We start from the raw sequence: 21,951 nt of genomic DNA on the forward strand, positions 1-21,951 counted from the left end.
GTCAGTTCGTCCTGCTCATTCGTGCCGATGCATCGCCGACGCATGCTTGGTGTCACGCATGGTCGCATAGATGAGCAGCGACAGGAAGATCACGCTTGTGAGATAATAATAGAACCAGGTCTCGTGCCCAATGCTCTTGAAGTAGAGCGCGATCGCCGGCGCGGTGCCGCCGAACAGCGAGACGGTGATCGCGTAGGGCAGGCCGACACCGAGCGCACGGACATTGGTCGGAAACAGCTCGGCCTTCACCACCGCGTTGATCGAGGTGTAGCCCGCCGTGAAGATCCAGGCGCCGCAGATCAGCAGGAAGGCCGTGAACGGCTCCTTGGTGCCCTTCAGCACGGTCAGAATCGGAATCGTCGCCAGCGTGCCGGCGACGCCGAAGAAGATCAGCAGCGGCTTGCGGCCGATGCGATCGGAGATCGCCCCATAGAGGGGCTGCAGCACGCAGGCGAACAGCAGCGAGCCGAAGATCACCATCGTGGTCTGGTCCGCTGTCAGGCCGACCGAGAGTTTCACGAAGGTCTGCATGTAGGTGGTGAAGGTGTAGAATGCGGCGGTGCCGCCCGCGGTCAGGCCGACCACCAGCAGGAGCTCCCGCGGATATTTGAACAGCGCGGTGATCGAGCCGGAAGGGCCGACGGTCTTCTTGGCCTCGACGAAGGCCTCGGTCTCGTGCAGGTTCCGCCGCATCACCGCCACGAAGATCGCGAGGCCGGCACCGATTGCGAACGGAATGCGCCAGCCCCAGGCCCGCAATTCGTCCGGGGTCAGGAACACCTTCTGCAACAGCAGGAGCACGATGATCGCGGTGAGCTGGCCGCCGATCAGCGTGACGTATTGGAAGCTCGAATAGAAGCCGCGATGCCTGGCGTCGGCGACCTCGGACAGATAGGTGGCGCTGGCACCATATTCGCCGCCGAGGCTGAGGCCCTCGATGACGCGGGCGAGCGCCAGGATGATCGGCGCGGCGATGCCGATGGTGGCATAGGTCGGCGTCACCGCAATGATCAGCGAGCCGAAGCACATGCAGAGCACCGAGACCGTCAGCGACAGCCGCCGGCCGTGGTGATCGGCGAGATAGCCGAACAGCCAGCCGCCGAGCGGGCGCATCAGGAAGGTCGCGGCGAACACGACAGCGGCGTTGAGCTGCTCGACCACCGGGTCCTTCGATGGAAAGAAGGCCGGCGCGAAATACAATGCGAACGCCGTATAGGCATAGAAATCGTACCATTCGACCAGGTTGCCGGCCGAGCCGATCAGGATCGCCTTGATGCGGCGCTCGACGTCGGCGAGCGACGTGGTCTCGGTGGCAGGCTCGATCGCCTGGTCTGTCATATCCGGTCTCCGGCAAGCGTGATTTGCGGCCCTTCTACGGCAGCCGCAGGGATTGCCAACAGACGATAACGGACATGGGTCCCATGTTCAGCGCATGGAACTCTGCGCCAATCAAAGCAGAACTGCCGGCCCTCATGGTGAGGGGCGCTGCTCCGCCTCGCTGGGAGAACCATCAGGCCAAGGTTCGGGGCCTCGCCCTTCGAGACGCTCGCCTTCGGCGAGCTCCTCAGGGTGAGGGGGAAGGTCATGCCGGGAAGAGCGAACTGTGCAGGCCAGCGAGAATCTCAACCCTCATGGTGAGGAGCCCGCCGAAGGCGGGCGTCTCGAACCATGAGGCCAAGCGCCCGGGCCTCACCCTTCGAGACGCCGCTGCGCGGCTCCTCAGGGTGAGGGGGAGCATTTCACCTCGGCGCGCGCGGATCGATCGGCGTGGAGCTGGCGACTCCCAGCACGTCCTCGAGCAGCTTGGCACCCGCCAGCAAACCGGCGTCGTTGCGCGGCCGCGCGATCACCTGCAACCCCACCGGCAGGCCCGACGCGGTGAAGCCGCATGGCAGCGAAAGCGCCGGGCAGCAGGCGAGCGTGATGGCGTAGACGATGCCGAGCCACTGCACGTAGTTGTCGAACTTCTGTCCGGCGCATTCGGCGACGTAGCGGTTCTCGACCGGGAAGGGCGGCACGATGGTCGCCGGCGCCAGCAGCAGGTCATAGGTCTCGAAGAACTTGACGGCGCGCGCGGTCATCGCCACGCGCTGCGCTTCGGCGCGGGTGATCTGCGCGACGGTGAGCTTCAGCCCTTCCTCGATGTTCCAGATCACTTCGGGCTTGAGCAGGTCGCGCTTGGTGCGCAGCAGCTCCTGCTTGCTCATCGCGAAGTCGAGCGCGCGCAGCACGTGGAAGCATTCATGCGCCTCGCTGAAGTCCGGATGCGCCTCCTCGACGATGACGCCGAGCTCGGAGAAACGCTGCGCCGCCTTGCGGGTGACCGCGATCACTTCGGGGTCGACTGGCGTGATGCCGAGATCGGGCGAATAGGCGACGCGGATCGGCTTCTTGCCGGAGCGGGCCGCGGTGAGGAAGGAGGTCGCGGGCGAGGGCAGCGAGATCGGGTCGGCGGCGTGCTCGCCGCTCATCGCGTCGAGCAGCAGCGCGAGGTCCTCGACATTGCGGGCCATCGGGCCCTGGACGCCGAGATTGCGGTCGATGGCGACGGCCGGCGTATGCGCGACGCGGCCGAAGCTCGGGCGCAGGCCGACGATGCCGCAGAAGCTCGCGGGGTTGCGCAGCGAGCCGCCCATGTCCGAGCCGTGCGCCAGCCACGCCATGCCGGTCGCAAGCGCAACCGCTGCGCCGCCCGACGAGCCGGCGGCCGAGCGCGACGTATCCCAGGGATTGCGCGTCGCACCGAACACCTCGTTGAAGGTGTTGGCGCCGGCGCCGAACTCCGGCGTGTTCGACTTGGCGTAGATCACGCCGCCATTGGCTTCGAGATGCTCGACCAGGAGATCGGAGTGTTCCGGAATCCGGTCCTTGAAGATCGGCGAGCCCTGCGTGGTCAGTACGCCCTGGACGTCGGTGAGATCCTTGATCGGCACGGGCATGCCGGCGAGCAGGCCGCGTTCAGAGGCCTTCTTCTGCATCAGCGCCTTGGCGTGATCGCGCGCGCGATCGAAGCACAGCGTCGGCAGCGCATTCACCTTGCCGTCGACGGCCGTGATGCGCGCTTCCAATGCATCGAGGCAATCGAGCGGGGTGACCTCGCCGGCCTTCAACTTGTCGACGACGGCGCAGGCGGTCTCGCGGATCAATCCTTGGTCGGCCAAAGCTTGGTTCTCCTGATTGGAAGCATCCCGGCGCTGTGTTGTAGACCATGTTTCGCCGGACGTGGAAAGGTCGCCGCGATCAACCCCACCCTGCACTGATGCCGCCATCGACGGTATAGATCACGCCCGACGTATAGCCGGCGCGGTCGGAGGCCAGGAACGCCATCAGGTCGGCGATCTCTCGTGGATGCGCGGGACGCCCGAGCGGCAGGCCTTTCTGGAATTCCGTGTAGCGGCTCTCGTCGCCGAACTGCTGCTTGGCGCGGGTCTTCAGCAAAGTGACGTGGCGGTCGGTGCCGACCGGGCCCGGATTGATGCCGACCACGCGGATATTGTCGGCGAGGCTCTTGGAGCCGAGCGCGCGGGTGAAGGCCATCAGCGCGGCGTTGCCGGCGCTGCCGCAGATGTAGTTGAAGTCGAACTTCTCGCCGGCCGCGCCGATGTCGTTGATGATGACGCCCGCGCCGCGCGCCTTCATGTCAGCATAGACAAGGCGCGTCAGGTTGATGAAGCCGAACACCTTGAGGTCCCAGGCATGCCGCCACGCCGCCTCGTCGATCTTGTCGATGGCGCCGCCCGGAATGTCGCCGGCATTGTTGACGAGGATGTCGATGTCCGCGGCCTCCTGCGCGAGCCGCGTGACATCCTCGGATTTGCGCAGGTCGACGACATGCGCGGCCGCATCGATCTGGTGCTTCGAGCGGAGCTGCTCGGCCAGCGCCGACAGCCGGTCGGCGCTGCGCGCCGCGAGCCGGACGTGGCAGCCTTCCTCGGCAAAGGCCTCGGCCGCCGCGGCGCCGATGCCCTTGGAGGCGCCGGTGATGAGAACGCGCTTGCCGCGCAGGTGAAGGTCCATGAAGGCTTCTCGCTGAATGGAGGAGACCGGATTGTCTTGTGCGATTGTCTTGCGCGTCAGCCATGCGGTCAATCTTGCACCGCAGCGTTGCGCTTCCCGGTCGTTTGGTCCATTCAGGCGATCGACGATTTCAGCCGGGACACGGCGCAACACGCAAGGATCCGCTCGATGAGCAAGAAGCCCTATCGCATCGCAGTCATTCCCGGCGACGGCATCGGCAAGGAGGTCATGCCCGAGGGCATTCGCGTGATCGAGGCGGCCGCCAAGAAGCACGGCGTCGCGGTGCAGTTCGATCATTTCGACTTTTCGAGCTACGACTATTTCGAGAAGCACGGCCAGATGATGCCGGACGATTGGAAGACGCAGATCGGCAGCCATGACGCGATCTATTTCGGTGCCGTCGGCTGGCCGGCCAAGATCGCCGACCACGTCTCGCTGTGGGGCTCGCTGATCAAGTTCCGCCGCGAGTTCGATCAGTACGTCAACCTGCGCCCCGTGCGCTTGATGCCGGGCGTGCCGTGCCCGCTGGCGAACCGCAAGCCGGGCGACATCGATTTCTGGGTGGTGCGCGAGAACACGGAAGGCGAGTATTCGTCGGTCGGCGGCCGCATGTTTCCTGACACCGACCGCGAGTTCGTCACGCAGCAGACGGTGATGACCCGCACCGGCGTCGACCGCATCCTCAAATTCGCTTTCGAGCTGGCGCAGTCACGGCCGAAGAAGCATCTGACCTCGGCGACCAAGTCGAACGGGATCTCGATCACGATGCCGTATTGGGACGAGCGCGTCGAGGCGATGGCGAAGAATTATCCGGGCGTGAAGTGGGACAAGTACCATATCGACATCCTCACCGCGAATTTCGTGCTGCATCCGGACTGGTTCGACGTCGTCGTCGGCTCCAATCTGTTCGGCGACATCCTGTCCGATCTGGGACCTGCCTGCACCGGCACCATCGGCATCGCGCCGTCGGGCAACATCAATCCGGAGCGCAACTTCCCGTCGGTGTTCGAGCCGGTGCACGGCTCGGCGCCTGATATCGCGGGGCAGGGGATCGCCAACCCGATCGGCATGATCTGGTCGGGCGCGATGATGCTGGAGCATCTCGGCGAGAAGCAGGCCGCACAGGCGATCGTCGGCGCCATCGAGCGGACGCTGGCGGAACGGACGTTGCGCACGCGGGATCTGGGCGGGAATGCTGATACCGAGGCGTGCGGCAAGGCCGTTGCGGAGATGGTGGATTAGTTAGGCGCCGCTGATTATTGTCGCCCCGGCGAAGGCCGGGGCCCATAACCACCGGCCGTTGTTATTGAGCAAGGCGTCTGCCACCGTTCGCTACTGATAGATCACGCGGTATGGGTCCCGGCTTTCGCCGGGACGACAGCGGTGGTTGGAGTGATAGCTCGTGCAACAAGCCGCCATTGCGAGGAGCGCAGCGACGAAGCAATCCAGGGCCGTCGCGGGACTCTGGATTGCGTCGCTTCGCGCGCAATGACGGAGAGAGCCGTAGGGTGGGCAAAGGCGCGGCCTGCATCTCCATACGAAGTCGCGGTGGCGCCGTGCCCACCGTCTTGCCGCGGCCGCGCTGATCGACGGTGGGCACGCTGCCGCCTGGCGGCTGCTGCTTTGCCTACCCTATGCGTTCACAACTACGACTTCGCCACGCGGCGGCAGTGCTCCCACGCGGCGTGGATCAGATTCTCGCTCGCTTCCGGCGTGCGGAACGCCGAGTGCGCCGACAGAGTCACGTTGGGGATCGTGGTCAGCACGTGACCGGCGGGCAGCGGCTCGGTATTGAAGACGTCGAGGCCGGCGTGGCGGATGTGGCCGGAGCGGAGGGCGTCGATCATCGCGGTCTCGTCGACGATTGCCGCGCGGGCGGTGTTGACGAAGATCACGCCGGGGCGCATCTGCGCGATGCGCTCGCGCGACAGGAAGCCGCGGGTCTCGTCGTTGAGCAGGAGATGCAGCGAGACGACGTGGCTGTTCTGGAGCAGCGTCTCGAGTTCGACGAACTCCACACCGGGATGGCTCTTCGGTGAGCGGTTCCAGGCGATCACCTTCATGCCGCTGCCCGACGCGATGCGCGCGACTTCCGCGGCGATGCCGCCGAAGCCGATCAGGCCGAGCGTCTTGCCGGTGAGCTGCATGCCGTCGTCACGCAGCCAGTTGCCGGCGCGCATCTCGCGGTCCATCTGTGCGATGCCGCGGGCAGAGGCCCACATCAGCGCGATGGCGGCTTCGGCAACCGCGGTGTCGCCGTAGCCCTTGATCAGATGCACGGTGATGCCGAGCTCGGCGAGCTCCTCCGGGTTCATGTAGCTGCGTGCGCCGGTGCCCAGGAAGACGACGTGCTTGAGCCCCTTGCAGTGCCTCGCGACGTCGGTCGGGAGCGCGGTGTGATCGACCACGCCGATCTCGGCGCCGTCGAGGATCGCCGGCCAGTCCTCCGGCTTGATGTCGGGGTCGAGATGCACGCGCATCCCGGGATCGCCTGGCTGGCGCTGCCGCTCGAAGATCTCGGCAAGCGAGTCGTTGGCGTCGATGAAAACTCCGCGCACGGATACCTCCTGACGAGCCCCGATGAGACAAGATGGGGCAGGGCAACTCAATGTGGTTCAACTTGAAGCATCTCGGGCCTCATGGTTCGAGACGCGCCTTCGGCGCTCCTCACCATGAGGGGAAGCAGCGACATCGAAGACTCTCCCCTCATCCTGAGGAGCCGCGCAGCGGCGTCTCGAAGGATGAGGCCCTAGACAAGCCCGCGAGCGTCAGCCCGTCACGACGCCACGCCGGCCAGCGACAGCACCGTGTGCAGGAGCACATTCGCGCCAGCGGCGCAGTCGGATTGGGTGGCGTCCTCGAGCTCGTTGTGGCTGATGCCGTCCTTGCAGGGGACGAACACCATGGCGGCCGGCATGATGGTGTTGAGGTTGCAGGCGTCGTGGCCGGCGCCGGAGGTGATGCGGCGGTGCGCATAGCCGAGCGTGCCGGCGGCGCGCTCGACGGCATCGACCAGCTTCGGATCAAAATGGGTCGGCGGCTTGCGCCAGACCTGGTCGATTGCGATCTCGACCTTGCGCTTCTTCGCAATCTCGCCCGCGGCCGCGCGCAGGCTGGCATCGAGCGCCTCCAAGGTGTCCGCGTTGGCGCTGCGGCAGTCGATGGTGAAGGCGATCTCGCCGGGGATGACGTTGCGCGAGGGATTGGCGATGACGGCCTCGCCGATGGTGGCGACCGCGTTCGGCCCGAGCCTGATCGCGATCTGCTCCAGGGTCAGCGCGAACTCCGACAGCGCCAGCAGTGCGTCGCGGCGCAGCGGCATCGGGGTCGAGCCGGCGTGGCTCTCGAAGCCCGTGACCTTGCCGTCGTACCAGAACACGCCCTGGCCGTGATCGACCACGCCGATGGTCTTGTTCTCGGCCTCCAGGATCGGGCCCTGCTCGATATGCAGCTCGACGAAGCCGGAGAATTTCTGCGTGCCGACCTTGGCCTCGCCGCGATAGCCGATGCCGTCCAGCGCTTCGCCGACGGTCGTGCCGTCGGCATCCTTGCGCGACAAGATGTCCTCGACGGTGAAATCGCCGACATAGGCGGCGGAGGCCATCATCGCCGGCGCGAAGCGCGAGCCTTCCTCATTGGTCCAGTTGACGATGCACAGCGGCGCGTCGGTCTCGATGCCGGCATCGTTGAGCGTGCGGATCACTTCCAGCGCGCCAAGCGTGCCCAGAATGCCGTCGAACTTGCCGCCGGTCGGCTGGGTGTCGAGATGCGAGCCGAGCCCGATCGGGGCCTTCGACATGTCGCGCCCCTTGCGAAGGGCGAACATCGTGCCGAGCGTGTCGACATGCACCTCGAGCCCGGCGTCCTCGCAGGCCTTGCGGAACCAGTCGCGGACCTGCTTGTCCTCCTGGCTCAGGGTCAGCCGGCGCACGCCGCCCTTCGGCGTGGCGCCGAACCTGGCGGTCTCGTGGATGCTGTCCCAGAGGCGGGCGGAATCGATCTGCAGATTGGTGACGGCGCGGCTCATGCTTGAATTCCCTGTACTCCGGCGTCCTGTCCATCGCGCGCCGCGACGAGCGCGTCAACCGACGCCGAGGGATGGCTGGCCGTCTGCGCGGTCCGGGCTGCGAGCTCCGCCACGCGCTCGATCGCGACCATCTCGGGGGATGACAGCCAGCTCGCGGTGAAGGTCAGCGGCGGAATCCGCAGGTCCGTCTTCAGCTCCTGCAGTCGTCCGCGCTCGATCTCATTGGCCACGATCGCCGCGGGAATGACGGCGACGCCGAGACCCTCGACCGCCATGTGGATCACCGTCGCCAGCGAGGCGCTGGCGTGCAGCCGCATCGGCGGCAGATGCGGGCGGTTGAACAGCGAGCGCACATTGTCATAGGGCTGGGTGTTGCGCGGGAAGGTGATGATCGGAAAGCGTGCCATCTGCTCGGCTGTGACCACGCCCGTGCCGAAGCCGAGGGCAGGGCTGGCGAGGAAGCTGATCGGATAGTCGCACAGCACGCGGCTGCGGATGCCGGACTCGGACGGCGCGCCCAGTGCGAAGGCGAGCTCGATCTCCTGCGCGAGCAGGCGCGCGTGCAGGTTCGGCGTGACGTCGACCTCGATCTCCAGCGACAGGTTCGGATAGCTCTCGTTGACGCTCTTGATCAGCCGCGGCAGCCAGTCGTGCACGATGGTCTCGGCCACGCCGAGCCGGAGCACGCCGCGCATCGCCGAGCGGTCGCCGACCTCGGCCAGCATTTCCGCGCGCAGGCCGATCAGCTTCTCGGCATAGACCAGCATCTGCCGTCCGCTGGCCGTCGGCGATGCCACGCGATGATCGCGGTTGAGCAGCTTGACGCCGAGCTCGCGCTCGAGCTGGGCGATGCGCTGGGAGATGGCCGGCTGGGTGGTGTTCAGGCGCTGCGCCGCGCCGCGGAAGCTGCCGAGCTTCACCACCCAGAGAAAGGTCTCGATGGAACGGAAATCCAACATCGCGCCCCGCTCGGATCAATTTGTTTTATCGATCCTGATTAAAAACGAAGATTAGACTTTATAGCATGGCTGATGTTCAGTGAGTTTGTCGAGATATTAGGCAAGTGGCACAAATGACTGTTTCTGCGGCATTGCAGCAATCAGCGGGCGAGACAGACCTTCTCCCGAGCCATCAGGCCCGCCTGGACTATCGCACCGGCAAGGGCTGGAGCACCGCCGGCGTCGCCAATGGCTTCGTGCAGGGCAATCTGGCGATCCTGCCCGAGCAGTACGCCGGCGCCTTCCACCGGTTCTGCCAGCTCAATCCGAAGCCGTGCCCGATCATCGGCATGTCCGATCCGGGCAATCCTCATATTCCGGCACTCGGCGCCGATCTCGACATCCGCACCGACGTGCCGCGCTACCGCGTCTGGCGCGAGGGCGAGATGGTGGAGGAGCCGACCGACCTGATGTCGCATTGGCGCGACGACCTCGTCACCTTCGTGCTGGGCTGCTCGTTCTCCTTCGAGGAAGCGCTGATGGCCGACGACCTGCCGATCCGCCATATCGAGCAGGGCTGTCGCGTGCCGATGTATCGCACCAACATTGCCTGCACGCCGTCCGGGCCGTTTGCGGGACCGATGGTGGTGTCGATGCGTCCGTTCAAGCCGGCGCAGGCGATCCGCGCCGTGCAGATCACGACGCGCTTTCCGGCCGTGCACGGCGCGCCGGTGCATCTCGGTCTTCCCGAACAGATCGGCATCGCCGATATCAACAAGCCGGACTACGGCGATCCGGTGCCGGTCGGCTCAGACGAAATTCCCGTTTTCTGGGCCTGCGGGGTGACGCCGCAGGCGGTCATCGCCGCGGCCAAGCTGTCCTTCGCCATCACCCACGCGCCGGGGCTGATGCTGATCACCGATCTCAGGAACAAGGATCTCGCCGTCCTCTAATCAGGCAGCCTTTAATCAGGCAGTCTTGCTGCTTATTGAGCCTTTACCACCGATCTCAACCGCTTCATCGATGCGCTTTCATCAGAGGATCTTGCCATGACCATCACGCGCCGAAACGTCCTGCTTGGAGCCACCGCTGCCGCCGCGCTCGGCCCGATCGCCGCCCGCGCCCAGACCTCGGAAGTGAAGATCGGCGTCATCTATCCGTTCTCGGGCGCCAGCGCGCAGATCGGCGTCGACGCGCAGCGCGCGTTCGAGACGGCGGCCGAGATCATCAACGGCAAGTATGATTACGACCTGCCGCTCGCGCGCACCGAAGGGCTGCCGGGCCTCGGTGGCGCCAAGATCAAGCTGGTGTTCGCCGACCACCAGGCCGACCCGCAGAAGGGCCGCGCCGAGGCCGAGCGCCTGATCACCCAGGAGAAGGTCGCCGCCGTCATCGGCTCGTATCAGAGCGCCGTCGCGGTGACCGCGAGCCAGATCTGCGAGCGCTACCAGATCCCGTATCTCTCCGCCGACAATTCCTCGCCGAGCCTGCATCGCCGCGGCCTGAAGTATTATTTCCGCGCCGCGCCGCATGACGAGATGTTCTCGCAGGCGATGTTCGATTTCTTCGACATGATGAAGAAGAAGGGCACCAAGATCGACACGCTCGCGCTGTTCCACGAGGACACCATCTTCGGCACCGATTCGAGCAACGCCCAGCTCAAGCTCGCCCAGGAGCGCGGCTACAAGGTCGTCGCGGACATCAAGTACCGCGCCAACTCGCCGTCGCTGTCGGCCGAGGTGCAGCAGCTGAAGGCCGCCAACGCCGACGTGCTGATGCCGTCGAGCTACACCACCGACGGCATCCTGCTGGTCAAGACCATGGCCGAGCTCGGCTACAAGCCGAATGCGATCGTCGCGCAGGACGCCGGCTTCTCCGAGAAGGCGCTGTATGACGCGGTCGGCGACAAGCTCGAAGGCGTGATCTCGCGCGGCTCGTTCTCGCTCGACCTCGCCGCCAAGCGGCCGATGGTCGGCAAGATCAACGACATGTTCAAGGCGAAGTCGGGCAAGGACTTCAACGACTACTCGTCGCGCCAGTTCATGGGCCTGATCGTGATGGCGGATGCCATCAACCGCGCCAAGTCGACCGACGGCGAGAAGATCCGCGACGCGCTCGCCGCCACCGACATGCCGGGCGAGGCGACCATCATGCCGTGGAAGCGGGTGAAGTTCGACGAGAACGGCCAGAACAACGACGCCGATCCGGTGCTGCTGCAATATGTCGGCGGCAAGTTCGTCACGATCTTCCCGACACAGGCCGCGGTGGCGGAAGCCAGCTGGCCGATGAAGTAATCAACTCGGATGTCGTCCCGGGCAAGCCGCGATGCGCGCCAGCGCGTGGCGGCGCCGACCTGGGACCCATACGCCGAGGCCGTGGTTGGACGATGATCGGCTGTCGTCGTGCCCCACACAAACAGTGGTGGTTATGGGTCCTGGCGTTCGCCAGGACGACACCCCGAGTCACATCGAGAGTGGGGCAAGATCTGTGACAGCAGAAACAATCATCCAAAGTCTCGCCAGCGGCCTGTTGATGGGCCTGCTCTATGGCCTGATCGCCGTGGGCTTGGCGCTCATCTTCGGCCTGATGGACGTCGTGAACTTCGCCCATGGCGAGTTCCTGATGATCGCGATGTATGCGACCTTCTTCCTGTTCGCCTATTTCGCGCTCGATCCGCTGCTGGCGGCGCCGATCGTCGCGGCCGGATTGTTCGTCTTCGGCGCGGTGGTCTATCTGCTGATCGTGAGATTTGCCGTGCGGGCCAAGGCCAACACCGGCATGGTGCAGATCTTCTCCACCTTCGGTCTCGCCGTCCTGATGCGCGGCGTCGCGCAGTATTTCTTCACCCCGGACTATCGCAGCATTCCGCACTCATGGCTGGGCGGCAAGACGATCTCGATCGCCGGCATCTACCTTCCGCAGCCGCAGCTGGTCGGTGCTCTCATTGCGATCGCGGCCTTTGCCGGCCTGTACTTCTTCATCCACCGCACCGATTTCGGCCGCGCGCTTGAGGCGACCCGGGAGGATGCCGGCGCGGTGGCGCTGGTCGGCATCGACAAGAACAAGGTGTTCGCGCTCGGTTGGGGTCTTGGTGCGGCGCTGGTCGGACTCGCCGGTGCGGTCATGTCGATCTTCTTCTATGTGTTCCCCGACGTCGGCGCGTCGTTTGCGACCATCGCCTATGTCACGGTGGCACTCGGCGGCTTCGGCAGCGTGTTCGGCGCGTTCGCCGGCGGCATCGTGGTCGGTCTCGTCGAGGCCACCACCACCTTGATCATGCCGCCGTCGCTGAAGACGGTCGGCATCTACGGTGTCTATCTCCTCGTCGTCTTCATTCGCCCGCGCGGCCTGTTCGGATCCATCTGATGGACAAGGTATTCATTCAACGCCGGCGGCGCGACCTGATCGTCGCGGCATGCCTGGCACTGCTCGCGACCCAGGTGCCGCGCTACGTCACCGATGTGTACATCCAGAACATGATGATCATGACCCTGATGTATGCAGCGCTGTCGCAGAGCTGGAACATCCTGTCCGGGTATTGCGGCCAGATCTCGCTTGGGCACGCGCTGTATTTCGGGCTCGGCGCCTACGTCACCGCGCTTCTGTACACCAAGTTCGGGATGCTGCCCTGGTTCGGCATGTTCGCCGGCGGGCTGCTGTCGGCGGTCATCGCGATGGCGCTCGGCTATCCCTGCTTCCGACTGGGCGGACACTATTTCGTCATTGCCACCATCGTGATCGCGGAGATTGCGCTCGTGCTGTTCCAGAACTGGGAATGGGCGGGAGCAGCGCTCGGCATCACGATCCCGCTGTCGAAGCAGGATAGCTGGCTGACCCTTCAATTCGCCAAGGACAAGCTGCCTTACTTCTACTTCGCGCTCGCTCTGGCCTGCGTCGCCTGGTTCGTGACCTGGTGGCTGGAGGACTCAAAGTGGGGCTATTGGTGGCGGGCCGTGAAGGACAATCCGGTCGCGGCCGAGAGCTTGGGCGTTGTCGTGTTCAATTCCAAGATGGGCGCGGCGGCCGTGTCGGCGTTTCTCGTCGCCGTCGGCGGCGGCTTCTATGCGATGTACGTCACCTACATTGATCCCGAGAGCGTGATGGGCTTCCAGTTCTCGCTGCTGATGGCGCTGCCCGCCGTGCTCGGCGGCATCGGTACCCTCTGGGGCCCGATGCTCGGCGCCGTCATCCTGATCCCGCTGACCGAGCTGACGCGCTCCTATATCGGCGGCTCCGGCCGCGGCGTCGACCTGATCGTCTATGGCGGCCTGATCATCGCGATCTCGCTCGCCCGGCCGCAAGGACTCGTCAGCCTGTTCTCCCGCAAGCCGAAGCGGGGTGCCCAGCCGGTCAGAGAGGCGGTGGCGTCATGACCGCGCTGTTGGAAACGCGCAACATCACCCAGCGCTTCTCGGGACTGACCGCCAATTCGGAAGTCTCGATCTCGGTCGGGCGCGGCGAGATCGTCGGCCTGATCGGGCCGAACGGCGCCGGCAAGTCGACCTTGTTCAACCTGATCGCCGGTGCATTCAAGCCGACCGAAGGCCAGATCATCTTCGACGGCGAGGACGTCACGGCGCTGCCCGCGGCAGAGCGCTGCCAGCGCGGCATCGGCCGCACCTTCCAGGTGGTGAAAAGCTTCGAGAGCATGACGGTGATCGAGAACGTCATCGTCGGCGCGCTCGTTCGCACCACCAATATGCGCGAGGCGCGGCGGAAGGCACATGAGGTGCTGGCCTTCTGCGGGCTCGATGCGCGGGCCGACGTGCTCGCGAGCGACCTCGTGCCGTCGGAGAAGCGGCGGCTCGAAGTGGCGCGCGCGCTCGCGACCGAGCCGAAGCTGCTGCTACTGGACGAGGTGCTGACCGGCCTGACGCCGGTCGAATCCCAGAAGGGCGTCGAGCTCGTGCGCCGCGTGCGCGACACCGGCATCACCGTGCTGATGGTCGAGCATGTCATGGAGATCGTGATGCCGCTGGTCGACCGCGCCATCGTGCTCGACCTCGGCAAGGTGCTGATCGAAGGCAAGCCCAAGGACGTCGTCCGCGATCCCAAAGTCATTTCCGCCTATCTTGGAGACCGCCATGCTGTCGGTGCGTGACGTCACCACCGCCTATCAGGGCCTGGTTGCGATCTCGAATGTCTCGATCGACGTCGAGAAGGGCGAGATCGTCTGCGTCGCCGGCGCCAATGGCGCGGGCAAGTCGACCTTGTTGAAATCCATCGCCGGCGCCGAGCGGCCGCGCGCGGGAAGCGTGACCTTCGACGGCAACCGCATCGACGGCATGGCGCAGCATCTGATCACGGCACGCGGCATCGCCTATGTGCCGGAGAACCGCCGGCTGTTCCCGCGGCTCTCGGTGCGCGACAATCTCAGGCTCGGCAGCTACCTCTATCGCAGCGAAGCCAACCGCGAGGAACCGCTGGACTTCGTCTTCACGCTGTTCCCGCGACTGTCCGAGCGGCTCGAGCAGCGCGCCGAGACCCTGTCCGGCGGCGAGCAGCAGATGCTGGCGATCGGCCGCGCGCTGATGACCCGGCCGCGGCTCCTGATGCTCGACGAGCCGTCGCAGGGCATCATGCCGAAGCTGGTCGACGAGATCTTCCAGGCCGTCAAGCGCATCCGCGACGCCGGCATGACGGTGCTCATCGTCGAGCAGCGCATGGCGGAATGCCTGGAGATCGCAGATCGGGCCTACATCCTGCAGACGGGTCGCGTGCTGATGCAGGGGACATCAGCGGAGATCAGCGGCAACAAGGATGTGCGGAAGGCGTATCTGGGGTTGTGAGGCAATGACCTCGTAGGGTGGGCAAAGCGACGCCGTCAGGCGGCGCGTGCCCACCAGCGGTGCCGATGAGGAAAGACGGTGGGCACGGCGCGGGAGATGGCGTCGTAAATCATCGGAGACTTTGGGGCGCCTTTGCCCACCCTACGCACCGAGCAAAGTCGCGAGACGACGGCGCTGCGAGATACAGCGCCCTCGCCCCTTGTGGGAGAGGGCATGTACGGCCCATCCACGTACGCGGTTGGGTGAGGGGTATCTCTCCGCGAGTGTCGCTCATAGAGAAAAACCCCTCACCCAACCGAGCTTGCTGCGCTGTCCTATATGCCCTCTTCCACAAGGGGCGAGGGCGCATTTACAGGCACCGCGCTCGCTGCTTGTTGTCAAGCTTTGCCACGATGAGTTCGATCGTGACTGCTTTTCGGCGCTGAACTCCTACACCATCCCCTTGCCGGCATCCGAGCCCTGCCGGCGCTGCCGCGCCTGCAGCACCAGAATCACCGACAATGCCGCGAAGATCACCACGAACGACACCGCCGACGTCAGCGTGCCCAGCGCGTAGATGTCGGGCTTGGTGACGGTCGTCGTCAGGCCCTGCAACTCCAGCGGCAGCGTGTTCACCGAGCCGATCGCCTGGCTCGAACGTGCGAGCTCGTCCCAGGACAAGGTGAAGCCGAACAGGCCGATGCCGACCACGCTCGGCAGGATGATCGGCAGCACGACGTGGCGGAAAGTCTGCCAGGGCGTGGCGCCGAGGTCGCGGGCGGCTTCCTCCAGACGGCCGTCGAAGCGGTTGAAGATCGCGAACATGATCAGCAGGCCGAACGGCAGGGTCCAGGTGAGATGCGCACCTAAGCCCGAGGTGAACAGGCCCATGGCGGTGGTGTAGCCATCGGCGAGCCAGCCCAGGCCAAAGTCGGCGCCGTGCTTGTTGACGAAGTCGTCGATCAGCCGAAACTCCAGCGCGATGCCGAGCGAGGTGATGATCGACGGCATGATCAGGCTGGCGATCGCGGTGTAAAACAGCACCGATGCGCCGCGGAACGGCTTGCGGAACGCCATGCCGGCGGCGACCGACAGCACGACGGTGATGACCATTACGACGAGGCCGAGCGCCAGCGAGCGCTTGAACGCGGCGCCTATGTCGACGATGCCGCCGCCGGAAAACACCTTGCCGAACCAGGTCAGCGACACGCCGTTCATCGGAAACGTCAGGCCGCCGTCCGGTCCCTGGAACGACAGGATGTAGATCGCGATCATCGGCCCGTACAGGAACAGCACGTAGGCCGAAAAAAACGCGGCGAGGATGTAGAAGGAGCGGGGGCGCTTGTCTCCCATCTCAGAGCTCCTTGCGCACGTCGACGATCCGCGTCAGTGCGGAGATGATGATGATGGTGATGCCGAGCAGGATCACGGCATTGGCCGCGGCGGCCGGGAATTGCAGCGCCGACAGCCGGGACTCGATGATCTTGCCGGCGGAGGCGATCTGCTGGCCGCCCATCACGCCGATGGTGACGAAGTCGCCCATCACGATGGTGATGACGAAGATCGAGCCGATCACGATGCCGGGCTTCGCCAGGGGAATGATGATGTTGACCAGCGTCTGCCAGCCCGACGCCCCGGCGTCATAGGCGGCCTCGATCAGGCGCTTGTCGATGCGGATCATCGAATTGAAGATCGGCACCACCATGAAGAAGGTGAACAGGTGGACCAGCGCCAGCACCACCGAGAATTCCGAGAACAGCAGCCATTCGACCGGCTTGTTGACCACGCCGGCGCCGATCAGCCCCTGGTTGACGAGGCCGTTGCGGCCAAGCAGGGGAATCCAGGCGATCATCCGGATCACGTTGGAAGTCCAGAACGGGATCGTGCACAACAGCGACAGCACGATCTGCCAGGTCTTGCTGCGGACGTGGAAGGCAAGGAAATAGGCGACCCAGAAGCCGATCATCAAGGTCAGGCCCCAGGTGAGCAGGCACAGCTTCAGCGTCTTCAGATATGTCTTCAGGATCGTGCACAGCTCGGGCAGGTTTGCGACGCAGCCCTCGAAGGTGTCGGTGTAGCCGCGGAAGCTGAACGCCGGGATCATCTCATATTCGTTGTAGTCCCAGGCGCTGACGACGACAACGAGCACGAGCGGCAGCAGGAAGAACAGCGCAAACACCAGCATCATCGGGCCGGCCTGCAGCCAGGCGATCGAGCGCATGGCGATCTTGCGCAAGGCGCCCTCCGCGGGCGCTACGGTGTCGGGCGAGTTGTCGATCGTCACGGCCACGGGGATACCTGTCGTCCGGTCGCGAATGAGCGCTTAGAAAGCCTGCCGCGCCCGCGATATCATGGGCGCGGCAGTATTCGACGTCACATCAGGCGGCGATGAACTCGTTCCACTTGCGGACCATGTAGTCGTTCTCGTCCATGACGGCGTTCCAGCAGACGACGGCGCCCATGCGGTCGTCGTAGGAGCCGCCGTCGCGCACGGCGCCGGCCTTCTCCATCAGCGTGCCATCCGGCGCCTTGATGTCGGCCTTCGCAGGCTTGCCTTCCATCCAGTAGCCCCACTCGTCCTCGGTCATGTTGGCCTTGGCGGTGGAGAGCACGGCCGAGTAGTAGCCCTGGCGGTTGAGATAGGCGCCGGCCCAGCCGGACAGGTACCAGTTGACGAACTCATAGGCCCAGTCGAGCTTCGGGCCGCCGGCCACCGCCTTCGAGACGCAGAAGCCCGACGCCCAGGAGCGATAGCCTTCCTTCAGCGGCTGGAAGGTGCAGGCGATGCCCATCGAGCGCACCTTGGTGACGGCGGGCGACCACATCGACTGGATCACGGTCTCACCCGAGGCCATCAGGTTGACGGACTCGTTGAAGTCCTTCCAGAACGCGCGGAACTGGCCGGCCTTCTTGGCCTCGGTCAGCACCTTCATGGTCAGGTCGATCTCGGCCTTGGTCATGTTGCCCTTGTCGGCATATTTGTACTGCCCGGTCGCCTCGACGACGAGGGCGGCGTCCATGATGCCGATTGAGGGAATGTTGAGGATCGAGGCCTTGCCCTTGAATTCGGGGTTGAGCAGCTCGGCCCAGGAGTTGATCGGGCGCTTGATCAGGTCGGGACGGATGCCGAGCGTGTCGGCGTTGTACACGGTCGGGATCAGCGTGACCCATTCGGTCGGGGTGGCCGAGAAGGTCTTGGAGTTCGGCCCGTCGAGATACAGCACCTTCCACGGCGCGGTGCCCTGGCCGCCAATCTTCTTGCCGTTGGGCAGCTCGCCCTTGGTGAACACCGGCGTGATGTTGTCGAACTCCTTGATCTTGCGCGCATCGAGCGGAAAGATGTTGCCCGACGGCACCAGCTTCTTGAGCGAGAAATACTCGGTGTCGAGCACGTCGAACGAGTTCGGCTGGGTGATGACGCGCTTGGTGACGTCGTCGGTGGTCGCCGTGATGTATTCGATCTTGATGCCGGTGTCGGCGAGGCACTTCTTGGAGATCTCGTCGCCCTCGTTCACCGCGGTGCCGAGATAGCGCAGTACCTTGGCATCGGCGGCGTGGACGTAGGGCGCGCTGAGCAGCGTGCCCGAGCCGGCGAGACCGGCGACGCCCGCCGCGCCCTTGAGCAGCGAACGGCGGCTGATGGATGTTGTCTTCGATCGATCGGTCATGATCATCTCCTTGGGAAAAGCAGGCAAACGAAATCAGGCGACCAGCTCGGCAGCCGGCGTGGCTGTTGCGGCGGGGCGGGAAGTCAGGGCATCGGCGAGCGCCGGATTCCAGGTCACGACGACGCGCTCGCCGATCACGTGGGTCTGTGCATCGAACTGATCGTCGCTGAGCTGCGCCGAGATCTCGGGGCCACCGTCGGTGGCGACCGCGACCAGCACATAGGTGCCCTGATATTCGATCTTGCTGATCGTGCCCGACACGGCCGGACCGTCGACCGCGGCATTCGGCGCCTTGAGCTGGATGCGGTCGACACGCACGGCGAAGGTCTCGCCGTTCAGCGGAATCACGTTGTGGCCGCCGATGAAGCGGGCGGCGAACTCGGTGCGCGGGTGATTGAAGATCTCGCGCGGGCTGCCCTGCTGCTCGATGCGGCCGCCATTCATCAGCACCACGAGGTCGGACAGCGCCATGGCCTCGTCCTGGCCGTGGGTGACGTGGACGAAGGTGAGGCCGAGCTCGCGTTGCAGCCGCTTCAGCTCGGCGCGCATGCGCAGGCGCAGGAAGGGGTCGAGCGCCGACAGCGGCTCGTCGAGCAGGAGAATTTGCGGCGAGGTGATCAGCGCGCGGGCCAGCGCCACGCGCTGCTGCTGGCCGCCGGAGAGCTGCGCCGGCAGGCGGCCGGCATAGCCCTGCATGTCGACGAGCTCGAGCAGCTCGCGTGCCTTGGCGTGGCGCTCGGGCTTGGAGACGCCTTTCATCTTCAGCGCGAACGCGACGTTGTCGATCACAGAGAGATGCGGAAACAGCGCGTAGGACTGGAACATCATCGCCGTGCCGCGCCCGGCGGGCGGCAGCTCGGTGACGTTCCTGGCGCCGACGATGATGTCGCCCGATGTCGCCGATTCATGGCCGGCGATCATGCGCAGGGTGGAGGTTTTGCCGCAGCCGGACGGGCCGAGCAGGCAGCAATAGGAGCCGGCGGGAATCCGCAGGTCGATTGCGTCCACGGCGGTGACGTGACCGTACATCTTCGTCACCTTCACCAGTTCCAAGCTCGCGCCCGCCGCCATCCGCCCTCCGTCGCCCTGTCCCTTATCGGTCATGATCGCAGCTCGCTCCGTCGCGCGGCCGCGATCCGACCCGTCTGACGTCTGCAACGGATATGCCAAGGGCCGCCGCGGGGGCGGCGCAGCCCGGGACGATTGCGCGTTGGGGGAGATGTGTATGCAACGCTCGAAAGGGCAATCCGCGGTCCCGGCGTCAGCCCGCTCAGATCCGCCGCCGATCCGGTCAAACAGCCGCGCCCACGCCGATGTGGAAGCATTTTGCCCTGTCCTTTCGTGGCTCGGGGCGTGCCGTACGAAGGGGCTGCAATCGATGGTGGACGAGCGGGGCGCATCCTCGCGCCACGGCAGTGATGGGCTGCCGGTGCCGTCCTTGTTCGACCGATCCATCCCTGATGGCTGCCGCAGCCGCACTTTGCCCGAATATTAGGCATCGTTGTCCTCCTGAGGCAAGGCAGCTTGATGAGCGACAAGGCGGCGCAGGCTCCGCCGTATGCAAGCCGGGTTGACGGGACGCTAGACCCGCCGTGCCCGCGATCTGGCCTGCGCGGCGGCCACCAGCATGCGCTCGGCGATGCCGCGCAGCTCGCTGGCCGCGATCGGATCAGAGGCGGCGAACGCGTCATAGGAGTCGGCTGCGATCGGAAACCAGCGATAGAAGCGGGCCTCCTCGTAGAGCACCCGGACCGCGGCATCGATCTCGGCCGGCGTTGTTGCGAAATAGTGCATGCCCATCATCCGCCGGTGGGATCAGTGTGATGATCGCTGTGAGGCAGGGTGAGGCCGAACACTTTGACCAGATCGTCGACCTGCTGCGGCGACAGATGACGCGGGTTGAGCCCGCGCAGCAACAGATAGAGCTTTGCGGTCTCCTCGAGCTCCTCCATCGCGAACACGGCGGCTTCCAGCGTGTCACCGGACACGACGGGCCCGTGATTGGCGAGCAGCACGGAGGCGTATTTGCCGGCGAGACCCTTGATGGCATCGGCGACCGCGGGATCGCCGGGACGATGATAGGGCACCAGCGCGGTCTGGCCGCAGCGCATCAAGTAATAAGGTGTCAGCGGCGGCAGCGCGGCGCGCGGATCGATCTCCGGCAGCATCGAGATCGCGACCGAATGCGTCGAGTGCAGGTGCACGACGGCGCGCGCCGCGTCGCGCGTCTGGTACAGCGCCGTGTGCAGCGGCACCTCCTTGGTCGGCGCATCGCCCGAGACCAGATCGCCGCGCGCATCGAGCCGCGACAGGCGGGCCGGATCGAGGAAGCCGAGCGAGGCATTGGTCGGCGTCACCAGCCAGCCGCCATCATCGAGCCGCACGCTGATGTTGCCGGACGATCCCGGCGTCAGCCCGCGCTCGAACAGCGAGCGACCGAACCGGCAGATGGCCTCGCGAATCGCAGTTTCCGCCACTGGTCTTTCCTCGCATGTCGCTGTTTTGCCGCTTTGTCTCACGCTTTGGCAACGCGGCCAAGCCGTGATACCCAGAGTGCAGTCCGGGGCAACCGGACGTCTCCGGGAAACGCTTCAGGGATCTGCCACATGCCGTCGTCATCGCAATTGAACGTCGCCGTGATCGGGCTCGGCTCGATGGGATATGGCATGGCGACCTCGCTGAAGCGTGCCGGCTTCGCGGTGACCGGCTGCGACGTCTCGGCGGATGCGGTGGCGCGGTTCGTCGCCGAGGGCGGCAAGGGCGCCAAGAGCCCGGCCGAGGCGGCCGCTGGCGCCGACATCGTGGTCAGCGTCGTTGTCAATGCGGCACAGACGGAGGCCATTCTTTTTGGTCCTGGCGGCGCGGCTGAGACCATGCCGAAGGAGGCCGTCTTCGTCTCCTCCGCGACCATGGATCCCGACGTCGCGCGGCGGCTGGCGAAGCAGCTCGAAGCCACCGGCCGGCACTACCTCGACGCGCCGATCTCCGGCGGCGCGCAGCGCGCCGCGCAAGGTGAGCTGACGATCCTGGCCTCGGGCAGCGCGGCTGCGTTTGCCAAGGCGCGGCCGGCGCTCGATGCGATGGCGGCCAAGCTCTACGAGCTCGGCGATGCCCCGGGGCAGGGCGCCGCGTTCAAGATGATCAACCAGCTGCTCGCCGGCGTGCACATCGCCGCTGCCAGCGAGGCCATCGCCTTCGCCGCCAAGCAGGGGCTCGATATCCGCAAGGTCTATGAGGTCATCACCGCCTCGGCCGGCAATTCCTGGATGTTCGAGAACCGCATGCCGCATGTGCTCGACGGCGACTACACGCCGCGCAGCGCGGTCGAGATCTTCGTCAAGGATCTCGGCATCATCCAGGACATGGCGCGCAACCACCGCTTCCCGGTCCCGGTCTCGGCGGCTGCGCTGCAGATGTTCCTGATGACGGCGGCCGCCGGCATGGGCCGCGACGACGACGCCTCTGTGGCGCGGATGTATGCGCAGGTTACCGGCACGAAATTGCCGGGCTCCTCCAAGTAACAGCACGACGAG

Annotated in this window: 20 protein-coding genes; 8 read left to right on the forward strand and 12 right to left on the reverse strand. The window is 65.5% G+C overall.

Annotation, left to right across the window (positions count from 1 at the left end; translation table 11 throughout):
• Positions 1-15: 15 nt before the first annotated feature.
• The 3 genes from QX128_RS31655 to QX128_RS31665 form a co-directional block, all read right to left on the reverse strand.
• Positions 16-1,338 carry an MFS transporter gene (locus QX128_RS31655; protein WP_315801343.1) on the reverse strand — a complete coding sequence of 441 codons (1,323 nt, stop codon included), beginning with the start codon at positions 1,336-1,338 and terminating at the stop codon, positions 16-18.
• A gap of 401 nt (positions 1,339-1,739) precedes the next feature.
• Entirely contained in the window at positions 1,740-3,161 is a 1,422-nt protein-coding gene (locus tag QX128_RS31660) for an amidase (protein WP_316239510.1), read from the reverse strand.
• A gap of 79 nt (positions 3,162-3,240) precedes the next feature.
• Complete coding sequence (locus QX128_RS31665; protein WP_316239511.1) at positions 3,241-4,017, reverse strand: SDR family oxidoreductase; 777 nt, start codon at positions 4,015-4,017, stop codon at positions 3,241-3,243.
• A 168-nt stretch (positions 4,018-4,185) separates the two neighbouring features.
• On the opposite strand from QX128_RS31665, the gene QX128_RS31670 reads away from it, so the two are divergent.
• Positions 4,186-5,259, forward strand: coding sequence for a tartrate dehydrogenase (locus QX128_RS31670; protein ID WP_316239512.1), 1,074 nt, complete (start codon positions 4,186-4,188; stop codon positions 5,257-5,259).
• Positions 5,260-5,663: 404 nt separating this feature from the next.
• On the opposite strand, the gene QX128_RS31675 is transcribed toward QX128_RS31670, so the two are convergent.
• The 3 genes from QX128_RS31675 to QX128_RS31685 all read right to left on the reverse strand — a co-directional run bounded on the left by QX128_RS31675 (position 5,664) and on the right by QX128_RS31685 (position 9,003).
• On the reverse strand, positions 5,664-6,575 hold the full coding sequence (locus tag QX128_RS31675; RefSeq protein WP_316239513.1) for an NAD(P)-dependent oxidoreductase: 912 nt from the start codon (positions 6,573-6,575) through the stop codon (positions 5,664-5,666).
• Positions 6,576-6,793: 218 nt separating this feature from the next.
• Entirely contained in the window at positions 6,794-8,044 is a 1,251-nt protein-coding gene (locus QX128_RS31680) for a Zn-dependent hydrolase (protein WP_316239514.1), read from the reverse strand.
• Positions 8,041-9,003, reverse strand: coding sequence for a LysR family transcriptional regulator (locus QX128_RS31685; protein ID WP_316239515.1), 963 nt, complete (start codon positions 9,001-9,003; stop codon positions 8,041-8,043). The genes QX128_RS31680 and QX128_RS31685 overlap by 4 nt, the downstream gene beginning before the upstream one ends.
• 113 nt (positions 9,004-9,116) lie before the next feature.
• On the opposite strand from QX128_RS31685, the gene QX128_RS31690 reads away from it, so the two are divergent.
• From QX128_RS31690 to QX128_RS31715, 6 genes are all read left to right on the forward strand, one after another.
• Positions 9,117-9,935 (forward strand): putative hydro-lyase, encoded by an 819-nt coding sequence (locus tag QX128_RS31690; RefSeq protein WP_316239516.1) that lies wholly within the window; start codon positions 9,117-9,119, stop codon positions 9,933-9,935.
• A gap of 96 nt (positions 9,936-10,031) precedes the next feature.
• Positions 10,032-11,276, forward strand: coding sequence for an ABC transporter substrate-binding protein (locus tag QX128_RS31695; protein ID WP_315801335.1), 1,245 nt, complete (start codon positions 10,032-10,034; stop codon positions 11,274-11,276).
• 193 nt (positions 11,277-11,469) lie between these two features.
• On the forward strand, positions 11,470-12,348 hold the full coding sequence (locus tag QX128_RS31700; RefSeq protein ID WP_316239517.1) for a branched-chain amino acid ABC transporter permease: 879 nt from the start codon (positions 11,470-11,472) through the stop codon (positions 12,346-12,348).
• A complete protein-coding gene (locus QX128_RS31705; protein ID WP_315801333.1) occupies positions 12,348-13,355 on the forward strand; it encodes a branched-chain amino acid ABC transporter permease in 1,008 nt (335 codons plus the stop codon). Before QX128_RS31700 ends, QX128_RS31705 begins: the two co-directional genes overlap by 1 nt.
• Positions 13,352-14,083 (forward strand): ABC transporter ATP-binding protein, encoded by a 732-nt coding sequence (locus tag QX128_RS31710; protein WP_316239518.1) that lies wholly within the window; start codon positions 13,352-13,354, stop codon positions 14,081-14,083. The genes QX128_RS31705 and QX128_RS31710 overlap by 4 nt, the downstream gene beginning before the upstream one ends.
• Positions 14,067-14,771 (forward strand): ABC transporter ATP-binding protein, encoded by a 705-nt coding sequence (locus QX128_RS31715; protein ID WP_316239519.1) that lies wholly within the window; start codon positions 14,067-14,069, stop codon positions 14,769-14,771. The genes QX128_RS31710 and QX128_RS31715 overlap by 17 nt, the downstream gene beginning before the upstream one ends.
• Before the next feature lie 429 nt (positions 14,772-15,200).
• Here QX128_RS31715 and QX128_RS31720 read toward each other — a convergent pair whose 3' ends face one another.
• From QX128_RS31720 to QX128_RS31745, 6 genes are all read right to left on the reverse strand, one after another.
• Positions 15,201-16,103: an ABC transporter permease gene (locus tag QX128_RS31720; RefSeq protein WP_316183452.1), complete on the reverse strand. Its 903-nt coding sequence runs from the start codon at positions 16,101-16,103 to the stop codon at positions 15,201-15,203.
• A gap of 1 nt (position 16,104) precedes the next feature.
• A complete protein-coding gene (locus tag QX128_RS31725; protein ID WP_410053199.1) occupies positions 16,105-17,040 on the reverse strand; it encodes an ABC transporter permease in 936 nt (311 codons plus the stop codon).
• An 88-nt stretch (positions 17,041-17,128) separates the two neighbouring features.
• Positions 17,129-18,418 (reverse strand): PotD/PotF family extracellular solute-binding protein, encoded by a 1,290-nt coding sequence (locus QX128_RS31730; RefSeq protein ID WP_315801328.1) that lies wholly within the window; start codon positions 18,416-18,418, stop codon positions 17,129-17,131.
• Between the two features lie 33 nt (positions 18,419-18,451).
• A complete protein-coding gene (locus QX128_RS31735) occupies positions 18,452-19,489 on the reverse strand; it encodes an ABC transporter ATP-binding protein (RefSeq protein ID WP_315801387.1) in 1,038 nt (345 codons plus the stop codon).
• A 510-nt stretch (positions 19,490-19,999) separates the two neighbouring features.
• Positions 20,000-20,212, reverse strand: coding sequence for a hypothetical protein (locus QX128_RS31740; protein WP_316239520.1), 213 nt, complete (start codon positions 20,210-20,212; stop codon positions 20,000-20,002).
• 5 nt (positions 20,213-20,217) lie between these two features.
• Positions 20,218-20,895 (reverse strand): aldolase, encoded by a 678-nt coding sequence (locus tag QX128_RS31745; RefSeq protein WP_316239521.1) that lies wholly within the window; start codon positions 20,893-20,895, stop codon positions 20,218-20,220.
• A 129-nt stretch (positions 20,896-21,024) separates the two neighbouring features.
• Between QX128_RS31745 and ltnD the strand changes: the two genes are divergently transcribed.
• A complete protein-coding gene (gene ltnD, locus QX128_RS31750; RefSeq protein WP_316239522.1) occupies positions 21,025-21,939 on the forward strand; it encodes an L-threonate dehydrogenase in 915 nt (304 codons plus the stop codon).
• Positions 21,940-21,951 lie beyond the last annotated feature (12 nt).

It is taken from the genome of Bradyrhizobium sp. SZCCHNR1015 (genome assembly GCF_032489875.1).
Classification (GTDB): domain Bacteria; phylum Pseudomonadota; class Alphaproteobacteria; order Rhizobiales; family Xanthobacteraceae; genus Bradyrhizobium.